The organism is Streptomyces sp. NPDC059092 (assembly GCF_042756365.1).
Lineage (GTDB): Bacteria > Actinomycetota > Actinomycetes > Streptomycetales > Streptomycetaceae > Streptomyces.
This window is the reverse complement of sequence record NZ_JBHZEJ010000038.1, coordinates 1-24,220: the sequence shown is the minus strand read 5'-3', so window position 1 is coordinate 24,220 and position 24,220 is coordinate 1. Positions and strand designations below refer to the sequence as shown.

Genomic DNA, 24,220 nt, shown 5'->3' with positions numbered 1-24,220 from the left:
GCTAATCGGCGCCAACTACCCGATGATCGCCCCCCAACTCGCTAGCCTGACCCTCTGTTTGGGCGGAGCCGAGGGAGGGGCGGAGACGCGTGAGGGCCATACGGGGAGCGGCGCGCGCGTACATCCTGGTGACCGCGGTCTGCGCCGCCGCCTGTGTCCAGCCCGCCCTGCGCGACCCCGGCTCCACGCCCTGGCTCGCGGCCGGGCTGCTCGCCGCCCTCTACGCGCTCTGCGAGCTGCCCGCGCGCTGCCGCGTCCTCGGGCGCTCGCTGAACGGCTCCGTACCCGTCGCCGCCGGGTCGTTCTTCCCCGTACTGCTCGCCGCCGCCCTGCTGCTGCCGCCCGCCGCCGCGGCGCTGGTCGCCGTGCCGGGCGCGCTGCTCGGCCGGATCGAGCAGCGCCCGCGGAGCGCCCGGCGGGTCTGGCGCGCGGCCCAGCTCGCCCTCGCCACCTGGGCGGCTTCCCGGGCCCAGGTGCTCTTCGGCGGGCCCGTGGCGCTCGGCGGCGGGGGGTACGGGCTCACGGTGCCCGACTTCCCGTACGTCCTGCTCCCCGCGGGCGCCGCCGCCCTCGCCTTCTGCCTGGTGCTCACCGCGCTGGACGGCTCGATCCTCGTCGTCGCCGAACGGATGGAGCCGCGCGCCGCCTGGCGCGGACTGCTCGCCGGCTCCCTCGCCCCGCACGCCGCGCACGGGCTGGCCGGGCTGATGATGGCCGTCCTGTGGCGCAGTCCGTACGGGCCGCTCTCCGCGCTGCTGGTCCTGCTGCCGATGTACATCTCCTGCTGGGTCTTCGCCCAGTACCACCGCGAGCGAGCCGCCCACCAGGCCACCATCAGGGCGCTCGTCCAGGCGGTCGACATCAAGGACACGTACACCCGGGGACACAGTGAGCGCGTGGGCCACGCCTCCGTACTGATCGCCCAGGAGATGGGCATGGAGCGGGAGCGGATCGAAGTCCTCCGCTTCGCCGGGATCCTGCACGACGTCGGCAAGCTCGGCGTGCCGACCCGGGTGCTGCGCAAGGACGGCCCCCTGACGCCCGAGGAGCGCCGCGTCATCGAGCTGCACCCCGAGTACGGACACGAGATGGTGCGCGGCATCGCCTTCCTGGGCGAGGCGCGGGGCGCGATCCTCCACCACCACGAGCGGCTGGACGGCGGCGGCTACCCGTACGGGCTCGCCGGGGACCGGATCCCCGAGTTCGCGCGGGTGGTGGCGGTGGCCGACGCCTTCGACGCGATGACCTCGACCCGCTCGTACCGGCGCGGACGGCCGGTCGGGACGGCGGTCGCGGAGCTGGAGCGGTGCGCGGGGACGCAGTTCGACCCGGTGATGGTAGGGGCGCTGGTCCGGGCCCTGGACCGGCACGGCTGGCGGACGGCGGTCACGGCGGACGAGGGGACGACCCCGCCCGCCCCGCCCGCCCCCGCTTCCCCGTCCGCCCCGGGGCCACGCGGAAACGTCCCTTCGGCCCGCGCGGCCAAGCCCGGCACAGCCGCCCCGTCCGGCGTTTCCGCCCCATCGGCCTCAACCCCGTGCGGAACATCCGGACCGTCCGGAACATCCGGAACCGCCGGTGGATCCGCCCCCTCCGCCCCGCCTGCCCCGCCCGCCCCGTCCGGAGCGGCCACCGGACCCGGTGGATCCGCCGCGTCCGCCCCGCACAGCCCCCGTAGGACCGGCGGCGGTCCGCCCCGGGGCGGACGCCGAGGAGGCCCCCGATGACCGCCACCGCCACCACCGGCGTCCGGGCCCCGGCCGGCCACGCCCGTACCGTCCCCCGCACCGTCGTCGCCGTGTACGGCACGGCCGCGCTGCTCACCGCCGCCGGCCTCGCCTCCACCCTCTGGAACGGTCTCGCGGAACCCCGGGTCGCCCTCGCCTTCGGCGTTCTCATCGCCGTCGGTGAACTGGCCCGCTGGGGCGCGCTCCCCGGCGAGCGGGAGCCCGCTCCGCTCGGCGCCGCCGGGGCGCTCGCCTACGCCCTGCTCGGCGAGAACGCCGGGCAGGAGACCAGCCACGGCGTGCTCCAGACCGTCACCGTCGTCCTCGCCGCCACGCTCGCCGGGGCCGTGCCCCATGTCGCGCGCGGCCACGGCCCCACCCTCGACCACCTGGTCAGACGCGTCCTCACGGTCGGCTTCGCCGCCGTCTGTTTCCAGCCGCTCTACAACTCCGGCGAGCTGCGCGAACACGTCGGCGCAGGCCCCGGCCACGCGCTCCTGCTCCTCCTCCTGCTGGTCCTCACCGCGCTCTGCGACGCCGTCCTGGCCGCCCTGATGGTGCGCGCCCGCACCCGCCACCCCTTCGGGCCGCTGCTCCGCGACGAGCTGCGCGCCCTGCTGCACATCGGCTCCGCCGTCTGCGCCACCGGCGCCGTCATCGCGCTGGGCGTCGCCGTCGCGGGGCTCTGGGCGCTGCCCGTGTTCTGCGTACCGCTGCTGCTCACCCAGGTCTCCTTCCGCCGGTACGCCGCCGTACGCACCACCTACCGCCAGACCATCGCCTCACTCGCCCGCGCCACCGAGATCGCCGGATACACCCGGCACGGACACGCCCGCAGGGTCGCCGACCTCAGCCGCGCCGTCGGCCGCGAGCTGGGGCTCTCCGGGCCCGAGCTGACCGTTCTGGAGTACGCCGCGCTCATGCACGACATCGGCCAGCTCTCCCTCGTCGACCCGGTACCCGAGGGCGCCACCGCGCTGCTCCCGGTCGCGGAACAGCGCCGTATCGCCCTGCTCGGCGGCGCCGTGGTCCGCCAGACCGGGGTGCCCGCCGCCGTAGCCATGGTGGTGGAGCGCCAGGCGGATCCGTACCGCGAGCAGCCGCTGCCGGCCCGGATCGTCCGCGCCGTCAACGCGTACGACGACCTGGCCGGGGAAAGTGCCAGTGCGAGCGGACCGCTCAGCGCGCTGGAGCGGCTACGGCTCGGTACGGGGCACGACTACCAGCCCGAGGTGGTGGAATCCCTGGCGCGCGTCCTCTCCCGGGGCGGCCCGGCCCCTGGTGGGGCGGGGTAACCCATGGGTAATGAGCGGGCGTCCGACCGGGCATGGTTGGATGCGAAGAAGAGGGTGGAAGAAGAGATTGTCAGGGGGCACTGCCCGACGACCGGCAGGCGGGAATCGTGAAGATCTTCGGGAAGGTACGGCATCGGCCCTCCGCCTCGTGGCGGCAGGCCACCGACCGCGCGTTCACGCTGATCGGTGACGGCCGGTACGAGGACGCGGGCGCGCTGCTGACGCGCGCTGCCGATCTGGAACCGTGGCTCTCCGAGTCCTGGTTCAATCTGGCGCTGCTGCACAAGTTCCGGCACGACTGGGAGCAGGCGCGCGCCGCCGGGCTGCGCGCCGTGGCCCTGCTCGACAAGGAGACCGGCGCCCCCGACTGGTGGAACGTCGGGATCGCGGCGACCGCGCTCCAGGACTGGCCGCTGGCCCGCCGCGCCTGGCAGGCGTACGGCCTGCGCGTGCCGGGCAATCCGCACAGCGCCGAGGCGAACGGCGAACCCGACGGCATGGAGCTGGGCAGCGCGGCCGTCCGGCTCTCCCCGGAGGGCGAGGCCGAGGTGGTCTGGGGCCGCAGGCTCGACCCGGCGCGGATCGAGATCCTGTCGATCCCGCTGCCCTCGTCCGGCCGCCGCTGGGGCGAGGTCGTGCTGCACGACGGCGTGCCGAACGGTGAGCGCACCACCGCCGCGAGCCCGGACGGCGCCGTCCGGGCCTACCCCGTCTTCGACGAGATCGAGCTGTGGGCGCCCTCGCCCGTACCGACCTGGGTCGTGCTGCTCGAAGCGGCCACGGAAGCGGACAGGGACGCCCTGGAGCGGCTGGCCGCCGACGCCGGTTTCGCCGCCGAGGACTGGTCCTCCTCCGTACGGCTGCTCTGCCGCGCCTGCTCGGAGTCGACGATGCCGAGCGCCGAGGGCGAAGGCGAGCACCTCGACCCGCACGACCACAGCGAGCCGGGCCACCCGGGGCCGCTGGGCCACCGTACGGCCGGTGAGCAGTGGGTCGCGGAGCGTGAGTGCGGGATCGCGGCGCCGCCGGGGCTGGTGCGCGGGCTGCTGGACGGATGGGTGGCCGACAGTCCGGACAGCCGGGAGTGGCGCGACCTCGAAGAAGTGTGCTGACGGCAACGCCGGGCGCACGAGCCCCGGCCAGGGCGGGCGGATCGCCCCGGGCGTTGGAGGAGCCGGATCCGGGTTCCGGTGAGCCCCCCGCGAGCTGCGCCTATTCTGTACGGGCACAAGTCTGTACGGCGCGACCGGCACATCGCCGGGGGCCGTGCAAGCAGCATCGGTACCGAGGAAGGCGTACTGCGGACATGGCGCAGCAGGAGACGGACCAGGGATACGAGAGCGGCACCTCGGTGGCGGAGCCGGGGGACGGGCTCGTCGTGGACACGGAGGACGCGGCGGCCCGTGAGCTGGCGCACCGCGAGCGCGGCACGTCCCGCCCGATCACCGTCGTCGGGAACCCGGTGCTCCACAAGGAGTGCCAGGACGTCACGGAGTTCGGCGACGAGCTGGCCGCGCTGATCGACGACATGTTCGCGAGCCAGCACACGGCCGAGGGCGTGGGCCTGGCCGCCAACCAGATCGGTGTGGACCTGAAGGTCTTCATCTACGACTGCCCGGACGACGACGGCGCACGGCACGTGGGCGCCGTCTGCAATCCGGTGCTGGAGGAACTGCCCCCGTCGGAGCGCCATCTCGACGACTCCAACGAGGGCTGCCTCTCCGTGCCGACCGCGTACGCCGCGCTGGCCCGCCCCGACTACGCGGTGGTCCGTGGCCAGGACGCCCGGGGCAACCCGATCAGGGTCGCGGGCACCGGCTACTTCGCGCGCTGCCTCCAGCACGAGACGGACCACCTGTACGGCTACCTGTACATCGACCGGCTGTCGAAGCGCGACCGCAAGGACGCGCTGCGGCAGATGGAGGAGAACACGCCGCGCTACGAGGTCGTCCCCAACCCCTGAGCGGCCGGGGCGTCCTGAGTGCTCCGGACGCCCCTGGCGCCGCCGGACGCCGCCTTCTCCCGCGGCGGGAGGAGGCCGCCGGACGGCTCCGGCGACTCGGGGGCCACCGTCCGCATGTACGCGTCCCAGATCTGTACGGGAAAGACGTTGCCGCGCTCGGTGTCCGGGCCGCCGACGCCCTGCATGCCCAGGAGCTGCGGGGTGTCCGGCTTCGTACGGAACATCGCGATCGCCGTCGAGATTTTCTCGGTGGATCCGATGAACCACGCCGAGCGCATGCGGTCGCCCGCGTTGGTGCCGCCCGCCCAGAGGGGCCCGCCGGCCCGCTGGGCCGCCTGCCGCGTCTTCCCCTCCTCCGGGGCCTTCTGGTTCCCCCGCTCCACCAGTTCCTTCTTCGCCAGTGCGCCGAGGGCGTTCCGCCCCGTGTCCAGGAGTGCCCCGGAGACTTCTGCGGCCACCTCGGCCTTCATCGCGCGCCGCGGCTCGGGCCTGGCGAATCCGTCGACGGGGACGCCGCCCCGCTCGACCGAGGCCACCGAGTACGGCTCGGTCCGGATGCCGTCGTTGACGAAGGTCGTGTAGGTGCTGGCCAGCCGGACGGCGCTGGGGGTCGAGGTGCCGATGGAGAACGTCGGCTCCAGTTCGGCCATGGACTCCTCGCGCAGCCCGGCCGAGACGGCCATCCGCCGGACGTTCCGCAGGCCGACCTTCTCGCCCGCCGCCACGAACGGGGCGTGGACCGTGCCCAGCATCGCCCTGGCCAGGGCTGACCCCATGAACGGGTCCACGGCCGCCTGGGCTTCCACCGGGAGCGGGGCCGCCGTCGCGACGGGCCCGTCGTCCCTCCCCGTCACGCCGGAGCCGTACTCCAGCGTCGCGGCGTACACGAACGGCTTGAACGCGGACCCGGCGGGCACGCCCGAGGTGTCGGCGTTGTTGCTGAAGTGGGTGATGGCGTCGGCGCCGCCGTACACCGCGACGACCGCGCCGTCCTCGGGCCGTACGGACGCCGCGCCGACCTCCACATGCCGGTCGGCCGCGCGTTTCTCCGGGTCGAGGCCGTCCTTCCGTACCTTCTCGACCGCCTTGGCCAGCGCGTCCACCTTGTCCTTCTCGAAGGTGGTACGGATGCGGTAGCCGCCGTCCGCGAGGTCCTTGCCGGTGATGCCACCACGGCTCTTGAGGTACTTGTTGGCGATGTCGACGAGATAGCCGGTCTGTCCGGCCTGACTGGTCGGCTTGACCGGCTTCCTCGGTTCGGGGAAGTCCTTGTACGTGGCGCGCTCGGCGGCGCTCATCAGGCCGGTCGCGACCTGACGGTCCAGCACCCAGCTCCAGCGTTCCACGGCCCGCCGGTGGTTGGCGGGGCTGAGCGCGGGGTCGTAACTGTCGGCGCCCTTGAGGAGGGTGGCGAGCAGCGCGGCCTGGCTGGGGTCCAGTTCCTTGGCGGGGACGCCGTAGTAGGCGTACGCGGCGGCCTGGACGCCGTACGAGTCGCGGCCGAACCAGGAGGTGTTGAGGTAGCCCTCCAGGATCTCCGCCTTGCTCCTGCTGTTGGTGATCTTCAGCGCGAGGACGAGTTCCTTGACCTTGCGGCTGACGGTCTGGTCCTGGGTGAGGTACGTGTTCTTCACGTACTGCTGGGTGAGGGTCGAGCCGCCCTGCGTCTCCTCGCCCTCGACGATGCTTTTGGCGGCGCGGGCGATGCCGCTGAGGGAGACGCCGGAGTCGGAGTAGAAGTCTGCGTTCTCCGCGGCGATGACGGCGTGCTGGACGGAGAGGGGGACCTGCGCGAGTGTGACGTCCTGCCGGTTGACGTCACCGACGCTCACCATGCGGCTGCCGTCGGCCCAGTAGTAGACGGTGGCCTGGCGGCGCGCGGAGTCGTGCACGCCGGGTATCTCGACCTGTGTGTAGACGACGGCGAACAGCCCGCCCAGGGAGACGGCGGAGAACGCGGCGAGGCCGGACGTGAGCTTCCAGGACGGCGTCCAGCGCCGAAGGCCGCTGCGGCCGTGGCGGGGGAAGTCGATGAAGCGCCGGCCGGCCGGGCCGGACGGGGGTTCCGCGTGGGGGCGGGCCTGGGCGTGTGTGGTGCGGCGCGACCGGAGTGCGTGGGGCAGTCTCATCGGCGCGTACCTCCTCCTCGGTCAAGAGCCCACCAGGGCAAGGTGGTTGCTCGGACTCGGGAGGGAAGAGTGCCGGAAGGCGGAGGCCGTTGTTCCGCAGGCGGGAATCTTCACATGCGGAGGGGTTTATCGGCCGGGACGTCGGTTTTGAGGGCCGCTCCGAGGTCCGACGGGCCCCGGAAGGTGCGGCGGTACGCGTGCGGAGTCGTCCCGAGCGTCCGCAGGAAGTGGTGGCGCAGCCCCGCCGCGTTCCCGAACCCGGCCCGTCCCGCCACGCTGTCCACCGTCTCGTCCGTGCCCTCCAGCAACTCCTGCGCCAGCAGTACGCGTTGACGCAGCAGCCAGCGGTACGGGGTCGTCCCCGTCTCCTGCTGGAAGCGGCGCGCGAAGGTGCGCGGCGACATGTGCGCCCGTACGGCGAGCTGTTCGACCGTCATCTCACGGTCGAGGTGCCGCTCCATCCAGCCGAGGACGTCGCCCACCGTGTCGCAGGGCGAGGCGGGCAGCGGGCGCTCGACGAACTGCGCCTGCCCGCCGTCCCGGTGCGGCGGTACGACCATGCGGCGGGCGATCGCGTTGGCGACCTCGGGCCCGTACTCCTTCCGTACGAGGTGGAGACAGGCGTCGATCCCGGCCGCGGTGCCCGCCGAGGTGATGACCGGGTCGTCGTCCACGTACAGCACATCCGGTTCGACGGTGGCCCGGGGGAAGGCGCGGGCCAGCTCTTCCGCGTGCCGCCAGTGCCCGGCGCAGCGCCGGCCGTCCAGCAGCCCGGCGGCCCCGAGCACGAAGACCCCGGAGCAGACGCTGAACACCCGGGAGCCGCGGTCCACGGCACGGCGCAGGGCCGCCAGCAGCTCGGGCGGGTAGCTGCGGGTGGTGTACGTGTTCCCGGCGGGCACGGCGATCAGATCGGCCTCCTCCAGCCGGTCGAGACCGTGCAGATCGCTCAGCGTGAACCCGGCGTGGGTCCGCAGGACGGGCCCCTCCGCCGAGACGACGGCGAAGTCGTGGACGGGCAGGCCCTGGTCGCTGCGGTCGAGGCCGAAGACCTCGCAGAGGACCCCGAGCTCGAAGGGGTGCACACCGTCGAGGAGGACGGCGGCCACATTGGTCAGCATGGTTCCAGTCTGCCAGGGGTGTGGCAGTAATTCGAGGGTTGATGACAGTCCTGCCACTGCCGCCTCCGGCGCCGGGTGGCGACAGTAGGGACATGGACATCTTCCTCACCGTTCTCGCCCTGATCGCCCTCTTCGCCCTGGTACTGGCGCCGCCGGTGTACTGGCACCTCAAGGACCGGGCGGTCGACCGCCGGATACGCCGCGCGGAGCACCCGGAACCCCCGGAACCACGGGGGCGGGTCGCTCCGCCGACTGTACGGACCGCCCCCGGGAGGCCCGCTGACCGGACACCCGCGCACACCCCGCGTGCACGCCCCATCCGACTGCCGCACCGACCGCGTACCACAGCAGGTCAGGCGCGTTGAACGTCGAACCGAGCACCAGCCGCGCGGCGGTACTGCGCGCGGCCAGCTCGGCGGGGACGCCGGTGAGCTGGAGCAGCTCGACGGCGACACTGAACGCGAGCGCGACCGCGGCGGCCGTACGGGGCCGCACGCGGGGCACGGCCAGCACCACCAGGACGTACACCAGCGCGGTGTAGAGCGCGTCGCCCCCGTACTTGGCGACGTCGCCCGAGCCGAAGGACCGGAGCCCCAGCCCGGCGGCGACGGTCAGCACGGCGGCACCACACGCCACCAGGCGCGTTCTCATGAGGCGGGGAGTCTCCGTCATGGGGACGGACTCTACGCGGCGGCCCCCGCACCCGTGAGAAGCCGCCGCATCACCGGCACCGGCAGCGCGGGATTGGCGGCGGCGCCGCGCACCGTCTCCTCCTCCTCACCGTCCAGCAGCTCCCTCAACCGCCCGGCCGGCAGCCGCGGATGGCGGGCCGCCCCTGCTCGGATCGCCGGCACCGGATCGCGGCTGAGCCGGTCGGCGAGCGCGGGGGAAAGCGCCGGGTCCAGCACCGCCAGCCCACGCAGCTCGGGCTCCCCGGCCGCCGCGAACCGCTCGGCGAGCCCGGCGACGGGGAAGCGGGGGTGTTCGGCCAGCAGCTCCCGGTGCGGACCCCGGTACTCCCGGTAGCAGCGCAGCAGCAGCTCCGGTGGCGCGCCCGGATGGTTCTGGGCGAGCAGGACCCGTACGCCGAGGTCTTCGTCCCCGGCGAGACGCCGCACCAGTTCGGGTGGCAGCGCCGGATCCACGGCGGCGCGGCGGCGCAGCAGCGGGTGGCGGGAACGGGCGTACGCGGCCGACTCGGCAGGATCGAGGGGCGGGTGCCAGTGGTGCTCACGCGGCCCGCAGTCCTCTTCCGCGTCGACGGCGTAGTCGATCAGCGTCCGCTCCTCCTCGGTGAGTTCGGGACGTACGGAGACGGCGGTACGGACGCGCGGATCGGCGTCCCGGGCGAGCGCGTCGACGAGGGGACGGGGCAGGTCGGGACGGCGGGCCAGTTCCAGCCGGACCGCGGCGTCGGGGGAGTCGGCCAGGCGCGCGAGGACATCGGGCGGGGTGCTGTAGTTGTGGGCGAGGGCCCAGTGGTCGCCGTCGTCCGGGTCGCGGAGCAGCGCGTCGACCACGGCGGGGGAGAGCCGGTGATTCACCAGGATCTGGGAGCGCGCGTGGCAGGCGGGCATGGACTCCAACTCCCGTTCCATCGCCGCCCCGTCGTCCTCCCGCAGCCGACGCTCGGCCGCCCGGCGGACCTGGGGATGCGGATCGGCCAGCAGCGCGGCGCGCCGCTCCGCCGACAGGTGCCTCCACATCCCCGTGCTGTTCGCGCGGATGGAGGCCATGGGGTGCGTGGCGTGCGCGAGGCGTACGGAGAAAGGGACTTGGCGGGAGACGTGGAGCTCTTGGAGCTCCTGGTCGTCGTACGTCGTGAACATGCGGTCGAGGACCCATTCGGGCAGCGCCCCGGCGACCCCGTCCCGGTCCGGCAGGCTCGCCACGCGTGACCGGACGGCCCAGTGCGGATCGTCCACGAGCAGTCCCCGCACCTCCGGATCCACCCACGGATTACGGGCCAGCGCCCCGCGCAGCCGGGGCTCGGGATGGACGACGACAGCCGCGGCCACCTCGGGCGGAAAGGCCCGGCGCTCACGGCCGAGGGCGTACCAGGCGTCCGCGTACTCCGGCTCCAGCAGGCGCAGCAGGAGGTCGGCGGGGGTGGCCGGGTTGACGGCGAGCCCGGCGAGGACGGACTTCGATGCCGGCCGCATGGCCCCCCTTTCGCGCGGGCGTTTCCCCGTCGCGCACCCATGGTAGGAGTCTGCGCGGGGCTGGTGGTGGTGGAGCTGCGCGTCGGGTACGACCGAGGCGGCGCGCGAGGGCGGAGGACGGCTTCGCGCGGCTGCCCGAGCCGGAGACGAAGGCCCTGAGCCGCGTGATGGTCGCCGCACGTCGCCACCGGCCGGACGGGCCTGCTGCCAGACTCTGCCCCCATGAACAGCTTCGACATCGACGACGACCTGGTGCGCACCCTGGTCCGCGAGCAGCATCCCGACCTCGCCGATCTGGACCTGCGCGCCGTGGACGGCGGCTGGGACAACCAGATGTGGCGGCTCGGGGACGAGCTGGCCGTACGTATGCCGCGCACGCCGCACGCCCCGACCCTGCTGCGCGCCGAGCACCGGTGGATGCCCGAACTGGCCCCGCGCCTCTCGCTTCCCGTACCGGTGCCCGTACGGGTGGGTGAACCGTCCGCGCGTTTCCCGCGCCCGTGGACCATCGCGACCTGGGTGCCCGGCGAACCGGCCGACCGGACCCCGGTCACGCGTGGCCCGCACGCGGCCGACGCCTTGGCGGGTTTCCTCAGGCGGCTCCACCGGGAGGCGCCCGCCGACGCACCGGTCAAGGCGGACCGCGGGGGCCCGCTCGACGCGGTGCGCCAGGCGGTCGACGACATGTTCCGGTCGGTCGACGGCGTGGACGACGAGGTCCGGGACGTCTGGGAGGACGCGCTCGCGGCCCCGGTGTGGCAGGGGCCCCCGAGGTGGATCCACAGCGATCTGCACCCCGCGAACGTCGTCGTCGCCGACGGCACCCTCGTGGGCGTGGTCGACTTCGGCGACCTCTGCGCCGGTGACCCGGCGACGGACCTGGCCGCCGCGTGGGTCCTCCTCCCCGAGGGCGCGGCCTCCCGGTTCCTGGACGGATACGCGTACGCGGACGAGGCGATGGTCCGGCGCGCCCGCGGGTGGGCGGTGCTGCGCGGCATGATGCTCCTCAGCGTCGGACGGGCCGGGGACCAGGGCCTTCCCGGCGGCAAGGTGACGTGGGGCCCTGCGGGCCGGGCGGCGCTCGACCGTGTGCTGGCGTGGTGACGCGGCGGTGGGAGGCGCCATGAGGGCGGCGGAGATCGTCCCGTTCGAGAGCGGCTTCGTGGCGCAGGCCGCGAACCTGCTGGCAGAAGCGCACGCCACCGGCGCCCTGGACCTCGCGGACGGGGACGTGGCCCGCCGCCTGGTGGCGCGTTGGCAGGGATCGGGGCCGGCGGTGGCAGCAGTACGGGACGGCACGCTGACCGGGTTCATGGCGGCGGGCCTGCCGCGCACGACCGGAGAGCAACGGGCGCGGGTCCGTCTCCCTCAGCACGCCTGCGTACGGAGGGACCGGCGCGCGACCTACCGAAGCCTGTACGCGGCACTCTCGGGCCAACTGGCCGCCATAGGCGCGTACGAGCACACCCTGGCGGTGCCGGTGGACGACCGCGAGGCCGTCTCCTGCTTCTTCGAGTTGGGCTTCGGAGTCGACCGGATCAGAGGCTTTCGGCCGGTCACCCACGCGCAGGCACCGGCGCCGCCCCCACGGGGGACGCGACTGCGTACCGCACGGGCGGAAGACCTGGAGGGGATGTTCGGCCTGGCCGTGGAACTCCAGCGCTTCCACGCAGGGTCGCCGGTCCTGCGTCCCGCACCGCCCGACCTGCGGCCGATCAGGGACAGCCTGAGGGCGGCACTCTCCGACGACGCCCAACTCCTCCTCGTCGCGGAGGAACACGACCGCCTGACGGGCCTGATCCAGGCCGCGCCCGACAGCCACCACCTCGGCGCCGCCACGATCGGCATCGCGGCGGTGGCCGCGCCGTCCCGGTCCGCCGGGGTGGGAACGGCGCTGGTCTCCGCCGTCGAGGCGTGGGCGGCGGTGCGCGGCTTCGGCACGTACGGCACCGAATGGTCGTCGGCGAACCAGGCCGGCGACGCGTTCTGGCGCGGGCGGGGCATGGTCCCGGCCCAGTTCACGCTCGGCCGCCTGATCGACTCCCGCGTCGCGTGGGCCGACGCGCGGCTGGACTACGGACGCGTCACCCCGTAACGGCCGCGGCGGCCCTGCCGCCTCGCCAGGCAGGACTGTCAGTGCCGGGTGCAAGACTGCCGAGATGACCTCACCAGACCCGAAAGCAGACCTTCTCCGCTACCTGCAAGAGGCTCGCGACGCGCTGCTGTGGAAGCTCGAAGGGCTCTCCGAGTACGACGTCCGCCGCCCCATGACCCCCACCGGCACCAACCTGCTGGGGCTGGTCAAGCACGTCGCCGGCGTGGAACTGGGCTACTTCGGCGACACGTTCGGGCGCCCGTTCTTCGAGGCGGAGCCGCCGCCCTGGTGGTACACGGAGGACCCCGAAACCAACACGGACATGTGGGCGACGGCGGACGAGTCCCGCGACGACATCGTCGGGCTGTACCACCAGGCGTGGGAGCACTCCGACGCCACGATCGCGGCGCTGCCGCTCGACGCGATCGGTCACGTCCCGTGGTGGCCGGAGGAACGACGGGAGGTGACCCTGCACAGCATCCTGGTGCGCGTGATCTCCGATGCCCAACGCCACGCGGGCCACGCCGACATCGTGCGCGAACTCATCGACGGTGCCGCCGGGCTGCTGAAGGACAAGGGCGACATGCCTACGGGCGACCAGGCGTGGTGGGAGGCGTACCGGAGCAACCTGGAGCAGGTGGCGCGCGAGGCGGGCAAGGGCTGACGCCTCGGGGGGCGCGAGCCGAGACGTCAGGCGGTGGCGTCCGGTGGCGTACCGCGCGGCCGAGGGGGCCAGGAGGCGGGGCACGTCTGCGCTGCGCGGCCCCGAAGGATGTGGTCGTACGTGAGGGCCGTACGGGAACGGCCCGCCGGAAGAACCGGCGGGCCGTCCTGTGCGATCGGGAGCGGAGCGTGATCAGTCGCGCTGCGCGTTCGCCGGGAGCTTGCGGAGCTTCATGTCCTTCGCGGTGTCCGTACCGAACCCGTAGTCCAGGATCTTCGCCGCGTCGCCGTACCGGTCCGTGCTGTTCAGGACCGTACCGACGAGGGTCTTGTCCTCGCGGGTGGCCGCGAAGACCAGGCACTCGCCCGCCGGGGTCGTCGTACCGGTCTTGATGCCGATGACACCGTCGTACGAACCGAGCAGCTGGTTCGTGTTGTTCCAGGTGTAGTAGCGCGTACGGCCGTTCGCGGCCGGGGCCTCACCCTTGTACTGCTTGGTCGCGACGACCGTACGGAAGGTGTCGTTCGTCATCGCGTGCTGGGCCAGCTTCGCCAGCTCGGTGGGGGTGCTGGAGTCCGTGCCCACGCCGTCGAACGAGTCGAACTCGGTCTTCGGGAGGTACAGCTCGTCGGCCTTCGCGTTCATCTGGTCGACGAACGACTCGGCCCGCTCCTCGCTGGTGGCGCCGATGCCGAAGGTGTCGGCGAGGGCGTAGCCGGCGTCGGCGCCGGAGGGGAGCAGCGACGCGTAGAGGAGCTGGCGGACGGTGAGCTTGTCACCGGTCTGGAGGTCCGCCGTGCTGGTGCTGTGCTGCGTGACGTAGTCGCGGTACTCCTGCTTGACGGGCACCTGGCGGTCCAGGTCCGGGCCCTTGTCGAGCACCACGTACGCGGTCATGATCTTCGCTGTGCTGGCCATGGGGCGGACGGTGTCCGCGTCCTTGCCGTAGAGCGTCTCGCCGCTGTCGCCGTCCATCAGGGCGGCGCCCTGGGCGGTGACGGTGGGCTCGGGCTGCGCGGCGACGGCCGTCTGGGTGACCAGTGGGGAGAGCGCGAGCAGCGCGCCACCGGCGACGGCGGCGGCCCTGCGCTTGGTCAGTATCTTGGCAGTCAAGAGGGAATGCTCCGTATCTGCGATTGCTTGCGGTGGAACTGTTCTGCTGCAGGGGCCTGTGGGGTGTGAGTGGCCCCTACATGGAAACGTGCTGACAGGGTCGGTTGGTTGCCTCGAACCTGTAAAGATCCTAAGAAGGCTGTCCGAGCACCGGTCATAGGGGCGATTCCGGCGAACAGCCGAGCCGGGGTGACGCGCTCGGCCAGTATGGGCAGATCATGGATACTCACATCAGTCCCACGCAGCGGCTGGCTCTGGTCACCGGCGCCAACAAGGGCATCGGGTTCGCGGTCGCCGAAGGGCTCCTCGGGATGGGGATGACGGTCTACCTCGGTGCCCGGGACACGTACCGCGGTACCTCGGCCGTCTCCGCCCTGGTCGCGCGCGGATACGACGCGCGGTTCGTCCAGCTCGACGTCACCGACCAGGCGTCGGTCGACGCGGCGGCGGAGACGGTCGCCCGAGAGGCCGGCGGGCTCGACATCCTGGTCAACAACGCCGGTGTGCTCGCCACGCCCATCCACAAGCCGAGCCGGACGTCGGTCGACGAGGTGCGCGCCACCTACGAGATCAACGTGTTCGGCGTCGTGGCGGTGACCAACGCGATGCTCCCGCTGCTCCGCCGGTCCTCGGCCGCGCGCGTCGTGAACATCACGAGCAACCTCGGCTCCGTGTCCCTGGCCGCGTCGAACCGGGCCTTTCCGCAGTTGCTGGCCTACAACTCCTCGAAGGCCGCGCTGAACGCCCTCACCGTCACGTACGCCAACGAGCTGCGCTCCGAGCGGATCCTCGTCAACGCCGTCTCGCCCGGGTCCGTCGCGACGGATCAGAACGGACACGCGGGCGCGCTGACCGCCGCGGAGGGGGCGCTGCTGCCGATCCGGATGGCCACCCTGCCGCCCGGCGGTCCGACGGGTACGGCGGTCACGGCGGACGAGGACCTGAGTCACCATCCGCTGCCCTGGTGAGTGAGTGAGTGACGGACGGACAGATCCGGGTCCGGGGCAGGGGACTTCCCCCGCCCCGGACCCGGCGTGACCGGCCCGCGGCCTAGAAGTCGTCGTCGAAGCCGACGGTGCCCTCCACCGCCACCTGGTACGCCGACGGGCGGCGCTCGAAGAAGTTCGTCAGCTCCTGCACGCCCTGGAGCTCCATGAACGGGAACGGGTTCTGCGATCCGTACACCGGCGGGAAGCCGAGCCGCTGGAGCCGCTGGTCCGCGACGCACTCCAGGTACGCGCGCATCGATTCCGTGTTCATGCCCGGCAGTCCTTCGCCGCACAGGTCGCGGCCGAACTGCAGCTCCGCCTCCACCGCTTCCCTCAGCATGTCCGTGACCTGCTGCTGGAGCGCGTCGTCGAACAGCTCCGGCTCCTCCTTGCGGACCGTGTCCACGACCTCGAAGGCGAAGTTCATGTGCATGGTCTCGTCGCGGAAGACCCAGTTCGTGCCCGTGGCCAGGCCGTGCAGCAGGCCGCGCGAGCGGAACCAGTAGACGTACGCGAACGCCCCGTAGAAGAACAGGCCCTCGATGCACGCCGCGAAGCAGATCAGATTGAGCAGGAAGCGGCGCCGGTCCGCCTGCGACTCCAGGCGGTCGATCTTCTCCACCGAGTCCATCCAGCGGAAGCAGAACTGCGCCTTCTCGCGGATCGACGGGATCTCCTCGACCGCGTCGAAGGCCGCCGCGCGGTCCGCGGGGTCCGGGAGGTAGGTGTCCAGCAGCGTCAGATAGAACTGGACGTGTACGGCCTCCTCGAAGAGCTGGCGCGAGAGGTAGAGCCGCGCCTCCGGGGAGTTGATGTGCTTGTAGAGCGTCAGCACCAGGTTGTTCGAGACGATCGAGTCGCCCGTCGCGAAGAACGCGACCAGCCGGCCGATCATGTGCTGCTCGCCGGGGGAGAGTTTGGCCAGGTCGGCGACGTCTGAGTGGAGGTCGACCTCCTCCACCGTCCAGGTGTTCTTGATCGCGTCGCGGTAGCGCTCGTAGAAGTCCGGGTAACGCATGGGGCGGAGCGTCAGCTCGAAGCCCGGGTCCAGAAGATTCTTCTCGGTGGTCATTACTGGCATGCCTCGCAGGACTCGGGGTTCTCCAGGGAGCAGGCGATCGCCTCGTCGGCCGGGGTCGCCTGTACGGGGATGGGGGCGGGGGCCGGGGCGGACGCGGGGGCCGGCACCGGCTGTCCGCCCGCCGCGCGCGCGATCCGGGTCGCCGGGCGCGAGCGCAGGTAGTACGTCGTCTTCAGCCCCTTCTTCCAGGCGTACGCGTACATCGAGCTGAGCTTCCCGATGGTCGGCGTCTCCAGGAACAGGTTCAGCGACTGGCTCTGGTCCAGGAACGGCGTACGGGCCGCCGCCATGTCGATCAGTCCGCGCTGCGGGATCTCCCACGCCGTACGGAACAGCTTCCGTACCTCGGCAGGGATCCACGTGAAGCCCGCCACCGAACCGCTCGACTCGCGCAGCGCCTCGCGCGTCTGCGCGTCCCAGACGCCGAGCCGCTTCAACTCGTCCACCAGGTAGGAGTTGACCTGGAGGAACTCCCCGGAGAGCGTCTCGCGCTTGAACAGGTTCGAGACCTGCGGCTCGATGCACTCGTACACGCCCGCGATCGACGCGATGGTCGCCGTCGGCGCGATGGCCAGGAGGAGGGAGTTGCGCATGCCGCTCTTCGCCACCCGGGCGCGCAGCGCCTCCCAGCGCTCCGGCCAGTTCAGCTCCACGTCGTAGTGGTCGGGGTGGAGCACCCCGCGCGCGGCACGCGTCTTCGACCAGGCGGGCAGCGGGCCGTTGCGCTCGGCGAGGCCGCAGGACGCCTCGTACGCGGCGAGCATGATCCGCTCGGCGATCCGGGTGGAGAGCGCGGCGGCCTCGGGGGAGTCGAAGGGCAGCCGCTTCTTGAAGAAGACGTCCTGGAGCCCCATCGCGCCCAGGCCCACCGGACGCCACTTGGCGTTGGAGCGGCCCGCCTGCTCGGTCGGGTAGAAGTTGATGTCCACGACCCGGTCGAGGAAGGTCACGGCGGTACGGACGGTCTCGTCCAGCCGCTCCCAGTCGATCTCGCCGGTGGCCGCGTCCACGAACGCGCCCAGGTTGACCGAGCCGAGGTTGCAGACGGCCGTCTCGCCGTCGTCCGTGACCTCCAGGATCTCCGTGCAGAGGTTGGAGGAGTGGACGGTGTGGCCGGGCTCGGCGGTCTGGTTCGCCGTACGGTTCGACGCGTCCTTGAAGGTCATCCAGCCGTTGCCGGTCTGCGCGAGGGTGCGCATCATCCGGCCGTACAGCTCACGGGCCTTGATGGTCCTGCGGGCGAGACCGTCGGCCTCCGCCTCGCGGTACGCGGTGTCGAACGCGTCGCCCCACAGGTCGACCAGCTCGGGCACGTCCACCGGCGAGAACAGCGACCACACGCCGTCCGACTCGACCCGGCGCATGAACTCGTCGGGGATCCAGTGCGCGAGGTTGAGGTTGTGCGTACGGCGCGCCTCCTCGCCCGTGTTGTCGCGCAGTTCGAGGAATTCCTCCAGGTCCGCGTGCCAGGTCTCCAGATAGACGCAGGCCGCTCCCTTGCGCCGGCCGCCCTGGTTGACGGCCGCGACGGAGGAGTCGAGGGTCCGCAGGAACGGGACGATGCCGTTGGAGTGGCCGTTCGTCCCCCGGATCAGTGAACCGCGCGAGCGGATACGGGAGTACGAGAGCCCGATGCCGCCCGCGTGCTTCGACAGCCGCGCGACCTGGTGGTAGCGGTCGTAGATCGAGTCCAGCTCGTCCAGCGGCGAGTCCAGCAGGTAGCAGGAGGACATCTGCGGGTGGCGGGTGCCGGAGTTGAAGAGGGTGGGGGAGGAGGGGAGGTAGTCCAGCCGGCTCATCAGCCGGTAGAGCGCGGCGACCTCGTCCAGCGCGTGCGCGCTCTCGTCCTCGGCGAGCCCGGCGGCGACGCGCAGCAGGAAGTGCTGGGGCGTCTCGATCACCTGACGGGTGAGCGGGTGCCGGAGCAGATAGCGGCTGTAGAGCGTACGCAGCCCGAAGTAGCCGAAACGGTCGTCGCCCGCCGGGTCGATCAGCGCGTCGAGGCGGTCGGCGTGGCGGGTGACGAAGGCGGCCGTACGGTCCGCGATCAGCCCCTCGCGGTGACCGACGGCGATGGACGCGGCGAACGACACGGCGCCCTGGGACGCCGCCTCGTCGGCGATCGTACGGGTGAGCAGCCGGGCGGCGAGACGGGAGTAGGCCGGGTCCTCGGAGATCTGTCCGGCCGCCGCCTCCGTGGCCAGCTCGCGCAACTCGGCCTCGTCCGAACGGGCGTTGCGGCCGCGCAGCGCGGCGGCGGCGATCCTGCCCGGGTCGGCGTCGGGCAGATCGGCGGTCAGCTCGGTCAGGGTCCGCAGCAGCGCGGTGCCGGGGGCGTCGGCCGCCGGTGCCTGCGCGGCTCCGGGCCGCTGCTCGGCCTCCGTCCGCTGGTCGGTCGGTGCTGAAACCGGATCCGCTGGCGCGATGGTCACGTGGTGCTCTCCCTCGCTCGGCTCTGGGCCACGGGGAAGCACGGGTCCGCGCGCACGGACGTACCCCCGCCATCGCAGGGCAGCACACCGCGCCGCGTCCACCGGCCCAACCGCGAGGCCCGGACGTCTGGGCGTCCGGTTCGGTCGAGCCGGACGCGCTGCCGGCAGGTGTTCGGACTGGAGGGCGCGACAAAGTGCGCCACAGTACACCGTTGCGGGACAGTTCCGGATTCGCACCGGATTCCCCTGCGTCGACAGCGAGGTCGAGCATACATCTGGGGGGCGCGCGGTGCGCCACCCCCCAGATGTTGTGTCGTACGTCGCCGCGGTACGAGATCAGCGGCGGCTCGGCAGAGCCTCGGCGAGGGCCCGGTGAGGCTTGGGAAAGGCCCCGATGAGGCCTCGGAAAGGGCCCCACGAGGCCTCATCGGGGCCTCGGCAAGCGCTCAGCAGCAGCGGAAGCCCTCGCGCGGGTCGGCCTCGCGGGCGTCCGTGCGGCTGCGTTCGAAGGCGCGGCGGGTCATGACCTCCCCCGCCGGGTCACCGGCGCCGGCGTGGGCGACGTAGCGCTCGTACGCCGACTCGCCGGTGAACTCGCGCACGTACCAGCGGATCCGCCGGGCCACGTGCCGTACCGGCTCCGTCCGGCTCCGGAGTCCGCTCATGCCGGGCCCGTCCCCGCCGGGACGCTCTCACGGACCGTCGCGGCCTCGGCGGCGGCCAGCTCCGCCTTCTCCTCCTGGGTGGGGATCATTCCGGCCGGGGCGACGATCCTGGACTCGGTGTACGGGGCCTCCACCAGCCGGACGGCCTCCGGGGCGCGGATCGCCTTGAAGCAGACCCGTCCCGCGTCCGCGATGACCACCAGGATGAGGACCGCGAAGAGGGCCGAGAGGACCCCGTCCACGGTGGAGTTGGTGACGACGGTGTGCATGTCGTCCATGGTCTTGGCCGGGGCCAGCACCTCGCCCCGGTCGATCGCCGACTGGTACACGTCGCGCTGGGTGAAGAAGCCCACCCTCGGGTCGCCCGAGAAGATCTTCTGCCAGCTCGCGGTGAGGGTGACGGCGGCGTCCCAGGCGAGCGGTACGGCCGTCACCCACGCCCACTTCAGGCGGCCGGACTTGACCAGCAGCGTGGTGCAGACGGCGAGCGCCACCGCCGCCAGGAGCTGGTTGGCGATGCCGAAGAGCGGGAAGAGCTGGTTGATGCCGCCCAGCGGGTCGTGGACGCCGACCCAGAGGAAGTAGCCCCAGCCGCCGACCACGACCGCGCTGGCGAACCAGACGCCCGGCTTCCAGCTCACCTGGCGCATCGGCTTGTACACGTTGCCGAGCATGTCCTGGAGCATGAAACGCCCGACGCGCGTCCCCGCGTCCACCGTGGTGAGGATGAACAGCGCCTCGAACATGATCGCGAAGTGGTACCAGAACGCCTTCATTGCGGTGCCGCCGACGACGGACGAGAAGATCTCCGCCATGCCGAGGGCGAAGGTCGGCGCCCCGCCGGTCCGTGACAGCAGACTCGTCTCCTCGACGTCCTTCGCCGCCTGGGCGAGCTGGTCGGGCGAGATGGTGAAGCCCAGGTTCGCGACCGCCTGCGACGCGGATTCGACCGTACCGCCCATGAGACCGGCGGGGGAGTTGACCGCGAAGTACAGGCCGGGGTCGATGATGCAGGCGGCGATCAGCGCCATGATCGCGACGAACGACTCGGTCAGCATCGCGCCGTAACCGATCATCCGGATCTGGGTCTCCTTCTGGATCATCTTCGGGGTCGTGCCCGAGGAGATCAGTGAGTGGAAGCCCGAGAGCGCGCCGCACGCGATGGTGATGAAGACGAACGGGAACATGGACCCGGCGAAGACCGGGCCGTCACCGCGGCTCGCGAATTCGGTGACGGCGTCCATCTTCAGTGTCGGGAGCGCGATCGCGACGCCCAGCGCCAGCAGCACGATCGTGCCGACCTTCATGAAGGTCGACAGGTAGTCGCGCGGCGCCAGCAGCATCCACACCGGGAGTACGGAGGCGAGGAAGCCGTACGCGATCATCCAGATGACCAGCGTGCCCGCTTCCAGCGTGAAGGTGTCGGCGAGCGAGGACTCGGCGACCCAGCCGCCCGCCACGATGGCGAGCAGCAGCAGTGCCACCCCGATGAGCGAGACCTCGCTGACCCGGCCGGGGCGCAGCACCCGCAGGTACACGCCCATGAAGAGGGCGATCGGGATGGTCATGGCGATGGAGAAGACGCCCCACGGCGAGTGCGCCAGGGCGTTGACGATGACCAGCGCCAGCACGGCCAGCAGGATGATCATGATCATGAAGACGGCGATGAGCGCGGCGGCGCCGCCGAAGGGGCCGATCTCGTCCCGGGCGATCTGGCCGAGGGAACGGCCGTCGCGGCGGGTGGAGAAGAACAGCGTCACCATGTCCTGGACGGCCCCGGCGAAGATCACGCCCGCGACGATCCAGATGGTGCCGGGCAGATATCCCATCTGGGCGGCGAGTACGGGACCGACCAGGGGCCCCGCGCCCGCGATGGCCGCGAAGTGGTGGCCGAACAGCACGCGCCGGTCGGTGGGGTGGAAGTCGACCCCGTTGTCGAGCCGTTCGGCCGGGGTGGCCCGGGTCTTGTCGACCTTGAGGACGCGGTTCGCGATGAAGCGCGAGTAGAAGCGGTAGGCGATCGCGTACGAGCCGAGGGCGGCGGCCAGCATCCACGCCGCCGAGACCTCCTCGCCCCGGGAGAGGGCGAGCACCCCCCAGCCCGCCGCGCCCACCAGCGCGACCAGGATCCAGATGACGAGGGATCTCGGGCTGAGACCACCTGTGGTTTTCGGCCGGGTGTCCGTCGACGGGGTGTCGGTCGGTGCGGGCTCTGGCATGGCGAGTCGTCCCCTCACTGGTCACCTGCGTACTGCCTGACGCGTCAACGCGGCATACGTGATGCGTAACGCGCAGGAAATCTAGGGGACCATCCCGGGACACGCCACCACCAGCCCATATCCCGGTACGTGAACTGCCCGCACACGGTGGGTTTATGCGGGCGTGGCGGGATTTCGTTCATGGGCTCATGGCTTCACGGGCGCGGGCGTTGGAGACGCGCCACGAACTTGTAGCGGTCGCCGCGGTAGACGGACCGTACCCACTCCACCGGTTCACCGGCCCCGTCCAGCGAGTGGCGCGACAGCATCAGCATCGGCAGGCCCACGTCCGTGCCGAGCAGCCCGGCCTCGCGCGGGTTGGCCAGCGACGTCTCGATGGTCTCCTCGGCCTCGGCGAGGTGGACGTCGTACACCTCCGCCAACGCCGTGTAGAGAGACGTGTACTTGACGAGCGAGCGGCGCAGCGCCGGGAAGCGCTTCGCGGAGAGGTGCGTGGTCTCGATGGCCATCGGCTCGCCGCTCGCCAGCCGCAGCCGCTCGATCCGCAGCACGCGCCCGCCCGCGGTGATGTCGAGGAGACCGGCGAGGGTGTCGTCGGCCGTGACATAGCCGATGTCGAGGAGCTGCGAGGTCGGTTCGAGGCCCTGGGCGCGCATGTCCTCGGTGTACGAGGTGAGCTGGAGGGCCTGGGAGACCTTCGGCTTGGCGACGAAGGTGCCCTTGCCCTGGATGCGTTCGAGCCGGCCCTCGACGACCAGTTCCTGGAGCGCCTGGCGCACGGTCGTGCGCGAGGTGTCGAACTCGGCGGCCAGCGTGCGCTCCGGCGGTACGGGCGTCCCGGGCGGCAGCGTCTCCGTCATGTCGAGCAAGTGCCGCTTCAAGCGGTAGTACTTGGGTACGCGGGCCGTACGGGTGGCGGGTCCGCCCTCGGTCTGCGCACCGGCCCCGGCTCCGACCCCGATCCCGGCTCCGGCCCCGGCACCGACCCCGTCCGTGGCCATGGCCTGCCTTCCCGACTCCTGCGCTGCTGCCGTCACCGGCTCCTCCGTCTGTCGCGGCTCACATGGTGGCACGGTCCGGCCACAGGGCGTCGCCCTCTCTCAGGTGTCGGTCCGATAACGGACACGACTGCCCTTCTTATACACCCTTGACACCCCTAAAGGTCTAGGCCAAGCTCCCCCCTACTGGTCTAAACCATTAATTGGACCAGGGGGGTTGCAGTGTCCCTGAGGAGGGTGGCGTGAAGCGCAAGCTCATCGCGGCGGTCGGCGTCGCAGGCATGGTGATCGGCCTCGCGGCGTGTGGTTCCGACGACCCGAAGGGCGGTGCGGGCGGGGGCGGTTCGGCGAAGGAACTCACCGTCTGGCTGACGGTCGACGCCCAGAACAACTGGCCGGAGCTGGTCAAGGCCGCGGACGCCGCGGTGGTCAAGAAGCACCCGGGCATCAAGATCAAGCACGAGTACTACGGATGGCCCGACAAGAACGCGAAGCTCGACGCCGTTCTCGCCACCGACAAGGCCCCCGACGTGGTCGAGATGGGCAACACGGAGATGCTCGGCTACACGGTGAAGGGCGCCTTCGCCGAGCTGGACCCCGCGAAGTTCGACAACGCCGACGCCTGGCTGGACGGCCTCAAGTCGTCGGTGACGTACAACGGCAAGACCTACGGCGTGCCGTACTACGCCGGAGGCCGCGTCGCCAACTGGCGCAAGGACGTCGCCAAGGAGGCCGGGGTCACCGCCGTACCGAAGACCTACGCCGAGCTGACCGCCGGACTCGACAAGATCCAGGCGAAGAAGGGCGACAAGTTCAGCGCCTGGTACCAGCCCTCGCGCGACTGGTACGCGGCCATGTCCTTCGTGTACGACGCCGGCGGCTCCATCGCCGAGGACAGCGGCGGCACGTTCAAGGCGAACCTCTCCTCGCCCGAGTCCCTCAAGGGGCTCAAGGAGTACAAGAAGATCCTGGACGCGTACATGCACGCGGACAAGACCAAGGACGAGTCCGACCGCTACATCGTGTACGGCCAGGGCCAGTCCGGCATGATCTTCGGCGCCGCCTGGGAGGGCGCGACCGCCGAGGACCCGAAGAGCGACAAGACCGGCAAGCTCAAGGGGAACCTGGAGAACTTCGTGATGCCGGGTCCGTCCGGCGCCAACATGCCCGTCTTCCTGGGCGGTTCCGACCTGGCCGTACCGGTCAAGTCGAAGGCGCAGGACACCGCCGCCGAGTGGATCAACGCCTACACCGGCGCCCAGGGCCAGAAGGGCCTGATGGGCAAGGGCAACCTGCCGAACAACAAGACCGACCTCGCGACGCTGAAGAACGACCCGGCGACCGCGGTCCCGGCGACGGCGGCCGAGTCGAGCTGGTTCGTACCGATGGCGCCGGGCTGGGGCCAGGTCGAGAAGGCCCAGGTGCTCCAGACCATGCTGCAGTCCATCGGCACCGGGAAGCAGTCGGTCGAGGAGGCCGCCAAGGAGGCGGACGCCGCCATCGACAAGGTCATCAACACCAAGTGACCTGAGGGCGGGGCGCTGTCCGGCACCGACCTGCCGGACAG

General features: G+C 71.7%; 19 protein-coding genes and 1 riboswitch. Of the genes, 9 read left to right on the top strand and 10 right to left on the bottom strand.

Translation table 11 applies throughout. From position 1 onward, the window contains the following. Positions 1-89 precede the first annotated feature (89 nt). The 4 genes from ACFXPL_RS21860 (at position 90) to def (ending at position 4,985) form a co-directional block, all read left to right on the top strand. The gene (locus ACFXPL_RS21860; RefSeq protein WP_384921957.1) at positions 90-1,727 is read left to right on the top strand and encodes an HD-GYP domain-containing protein; all 1,638 of its coding nucleotides are present in this window, start codon (positions 90-92) and stop codon (positions 1,725-1,727) included. After that, a complete protein-coding gene (locus ACFXPL_RS21855) occupies positions 1,724-3,022 on the top strand; it encodes an HD-GYP domain-containing protein (protein WP_384921954.1) in 1,299 nt (432 codons plus the stop codon). Before ACFXPL_RS21860 ends, ACFXPL_RS21855 begins: the two co-directional genes overlap by 4 nt. 107 nt (positions 3,023-3,129) lie before the next feature. Next, a complete protein-coding gene (locus ACFXPL_RS21850) occupies positions 3,130-4,134 on the top strand; it encodes a tetratricopeptide repeat protein (protein WP_384921951.1) in 1,005 nt (334 codons plus the stop codon). A 194-nt stretch (positions 4,135-4,328) separates the two neighbouring features. After that, entirely contained in the window at positions 4,329-4,985 is a 657-nt protein-coding gene (gene def, locus ACFXPL_RS21845) for a peptide deformylase (RefSeq protein WP_384921948.1), read from the top strand. Here def and ACFXPL_RS21840 read toward each other — a convergent pair. The 4 genes from ACFXPL_RS21840 to ACFXPL_RS21825 all read right to left on the bottom strand — a co-directional run bounded on the left by ACFXPL_RS21840 (position 4,961) and on the right by ACFXPL_RS21825 (position 10,397). Further along, on the bottom strand, positions 4,961-7,114 hold the full coding sequence (locus ACFXPL_RS21840) for a transglycosylase domain-containing protein (protein ID WP_384921945.1): 2,154 nt from the start codon (positions 7,112-7,114) through the stop codon (positions 4,961-4,963). The genes def and ACFXPL_RS21840 overlap by 25 nt on opposite strands. Before the next feature lie 110 nt (positions 7,115-7,224). Then, complete coding sequence (locus ACFXPL_RS21835) at positions 7,225-8,235, bottom strand: GlxA family transcriptional regulator (RefSeq protein ID WP_384921942.1); 1,011 nt, start codon at positions 8,233-8,235, stop codon at positions 7,225-7,227. Positions 8,236-8,403: 168 nt separating this feature from the next. Further along, positions 8,404-8,907 carry a DUF2809 domain-containing protein gene (locus ACFXPL_RS21830; RefSeq protein WP_384921939.1) on the bottom strand — a complete coding sequence of 168 codons (504 nt, stop codon included), beginning with the start codon at positions 8,905-8,907 and terminating at the stop codon, positions 8,404-8,406. 11 nt (positions 8,908-8,918) lie between these two features. Beyond that, complete coding sequence (locus ACFXPL_RS21825) at positions 8,919-10,397, bottom strand: translation initiation factor 2 (RefSeq protein WP_384921936.1); 1,479 nt, start codon at positions 10,395-10,397, stop codon at positions 8,919-8,921. A 222-nt stretch (positions 10,398-10,619) separates the two neighbouring features. Here ACFXPL_RS21825 and ACFXPL_RS21820 point away from each other — a divergent pair, with 222 nt between their 5' ends. From ACFXPL_RS21820 to ACFXPL_RS21810, 3 genes are all read left to right on the top strand, one after another. Next, positions 10,620-11,501 (top strand): aminoglycoside phosphotransferase family protein, encoded by an 882-nt coding sequence (locus ACFXPL_RS21820; RefSeq protein WP_384921933.1) that lies wholly within the window; start codon positions 10,620-10,622, stop codon positions 11,499-11,501. Positions 11,502-11,520: 19 nt separating this feature from the next. After that, positions 11,521-12,492 (top strand): GNAT family N-acetyltransferase, encoded by a 972-nt coding sequence (locus ACFXPL_RS21815; RefSeq protein ID WP_384921930.1) that lies wholly within the window; start codon positions 11,521-11,523, stop codon positions 12,490-12,492. A 64-nt stretch (positions 12,493-12,556) separates the two neighbouring features. Continuing rightward, positions 12,557-13,156 carry a DinB family protein gene (locus ACFXPL_RS21810; RefSeq protein WP_384921927.1) on the top strand — a complete coding sequence of 200 codons (600 nt, stop codon included), beginning with the start codon at positions 12,557-12,559 and terminating at the stop codon, positions 13,154-13,156. A 192-nt stretch (positions 13,157-13,348) separates the two neighbouring features. Here the strand turns inward: ACFXPL_RS21810 and ACFXPL_RS21805 are convergent, their stop codons facing one another. Further along, positions 13,349-14,269: a D-alanyl-D-alanine carboxypeptidase family protein gene (locus tag ACFXPL_RS21805; protein ID WP_384921924.1), complete on the bottom strand. Its 921-nt coding sequence runs from the start codon at positions 14,267-14,269 to the stop codon at positions 13,349-13,351. A gap of 218 nt (positions 14,270-14,487) precedes the next feature. Here ACFXPL_RS21805 and ACFXPL_RS21800 point away from each other — a divergent pair, with 218 nt between their 5' ends. After that, a complete protein-coding gene (locus ACFXPL_RS21800) occupies positions 14,488-15,237 on the top strand; it encodes an SDR family oxidoreductase (RefSeq protein WP_384921921.1) in 750 nt (249 codons plus the stop codon). 82 nt (positions 15,238-15,319) lie between these two features. On the opposite strand, the gene ACFXPL_RS21795 is transcribed toward ACFXPL_RS21800, so the two are convergent. From ACFXPL_RS21795 to ACFXPL_RS21775, 5 genes are all read right to left on the bottom strand, one after another. Further along, the gene (locus tag ACFXPL_RS21795; RefSeq protein ID WP_384921918.1) at positions 15,320-16,339 is read right to left on the bottom strand and encodes a ribonucleotide-diphosphate reductase subunit beta; all 1,020 of its coding nucleotides are present in this window, start codon (positions 16,337-16,339) and stop codon (positions 15,320-15,322) included. Then, complete coding sequence (locus tag ACFXPL_RS21790) at positions 16,330-18,771, bottom strand: ribonucleoside-diphosphate reductase subunit alpha (protein WP_384921915.1); 2,442 nt, start codon at positions 18,769-18,771, stop codon at positions 16,330-16,332. Before ACFXPL_RS21790 ends, ACFXPL_RS21795 begins: the two co-directional genes overlap by 10 nt. Positions 18,772-18,916: 145 nt before the next feature. Next, a riboswitch (cobalamin riboswitch) is annotated at positions 18,917-19,059 on the bottom strand. Positions 19,060-19,217: 158 nt separating this feature from the next. Further along, positions 19,218-19,436: a YbdD/YjiX family protein gene (locus ACFXPL_RS21785; RefSeq protein WP_384921912.1), complete on the bottom strand. Its 219-nt coding sequence runs from the start codon at positions 19,434-19,436 to the stop codon at positions 19,218-19,220. Next, positions 19,433-21,655, bottom strand: coding sequence for a carbon starvation CstA family protein (locus ACFXPL_RS21780; RefSeq protein ID WP_384921909.1), 2,223 nt, complete (start codon positions 21,653-21,655; stop codon positions 19,433-19,435). The genes ACFXPL_RS21785 and ACFXPL_RS21780 overlap by 4 nt, the downstream gene beginning before the upstream one ends. Positions 21,656-21,849: 194 nt before the next feature. After that, positions 21,850-22,656, bottom strand: a complete 807-nt coding sequence (locus tag ACFXPL_RS21775; RefSeq protein ID WP_384922062.1) for a GntR family transcriptional regulator — start codon at positions 22,654-22,656, stop codon at positions 21,850-21,852. Between the two features lie 239 nt (positions 22,657-22,895). Here ACFXPL_RS21775 and ACFXPL_RS21770 point away from each other — a divergent pair, with 239 nt between their 5' ends. Continuing rightward, a complete protein-coding gene (locus ACFXPL_RS21770) occupies positions 22,896-24,179 on the top strand; it encodes an extracellular solute-binding protein (RefSeq protein ID WP_384921906.1) in 1,284 nt (427 codons plus the stop codon). Positions 24,180-24,220: the final 41 nt, after the last annotated feature.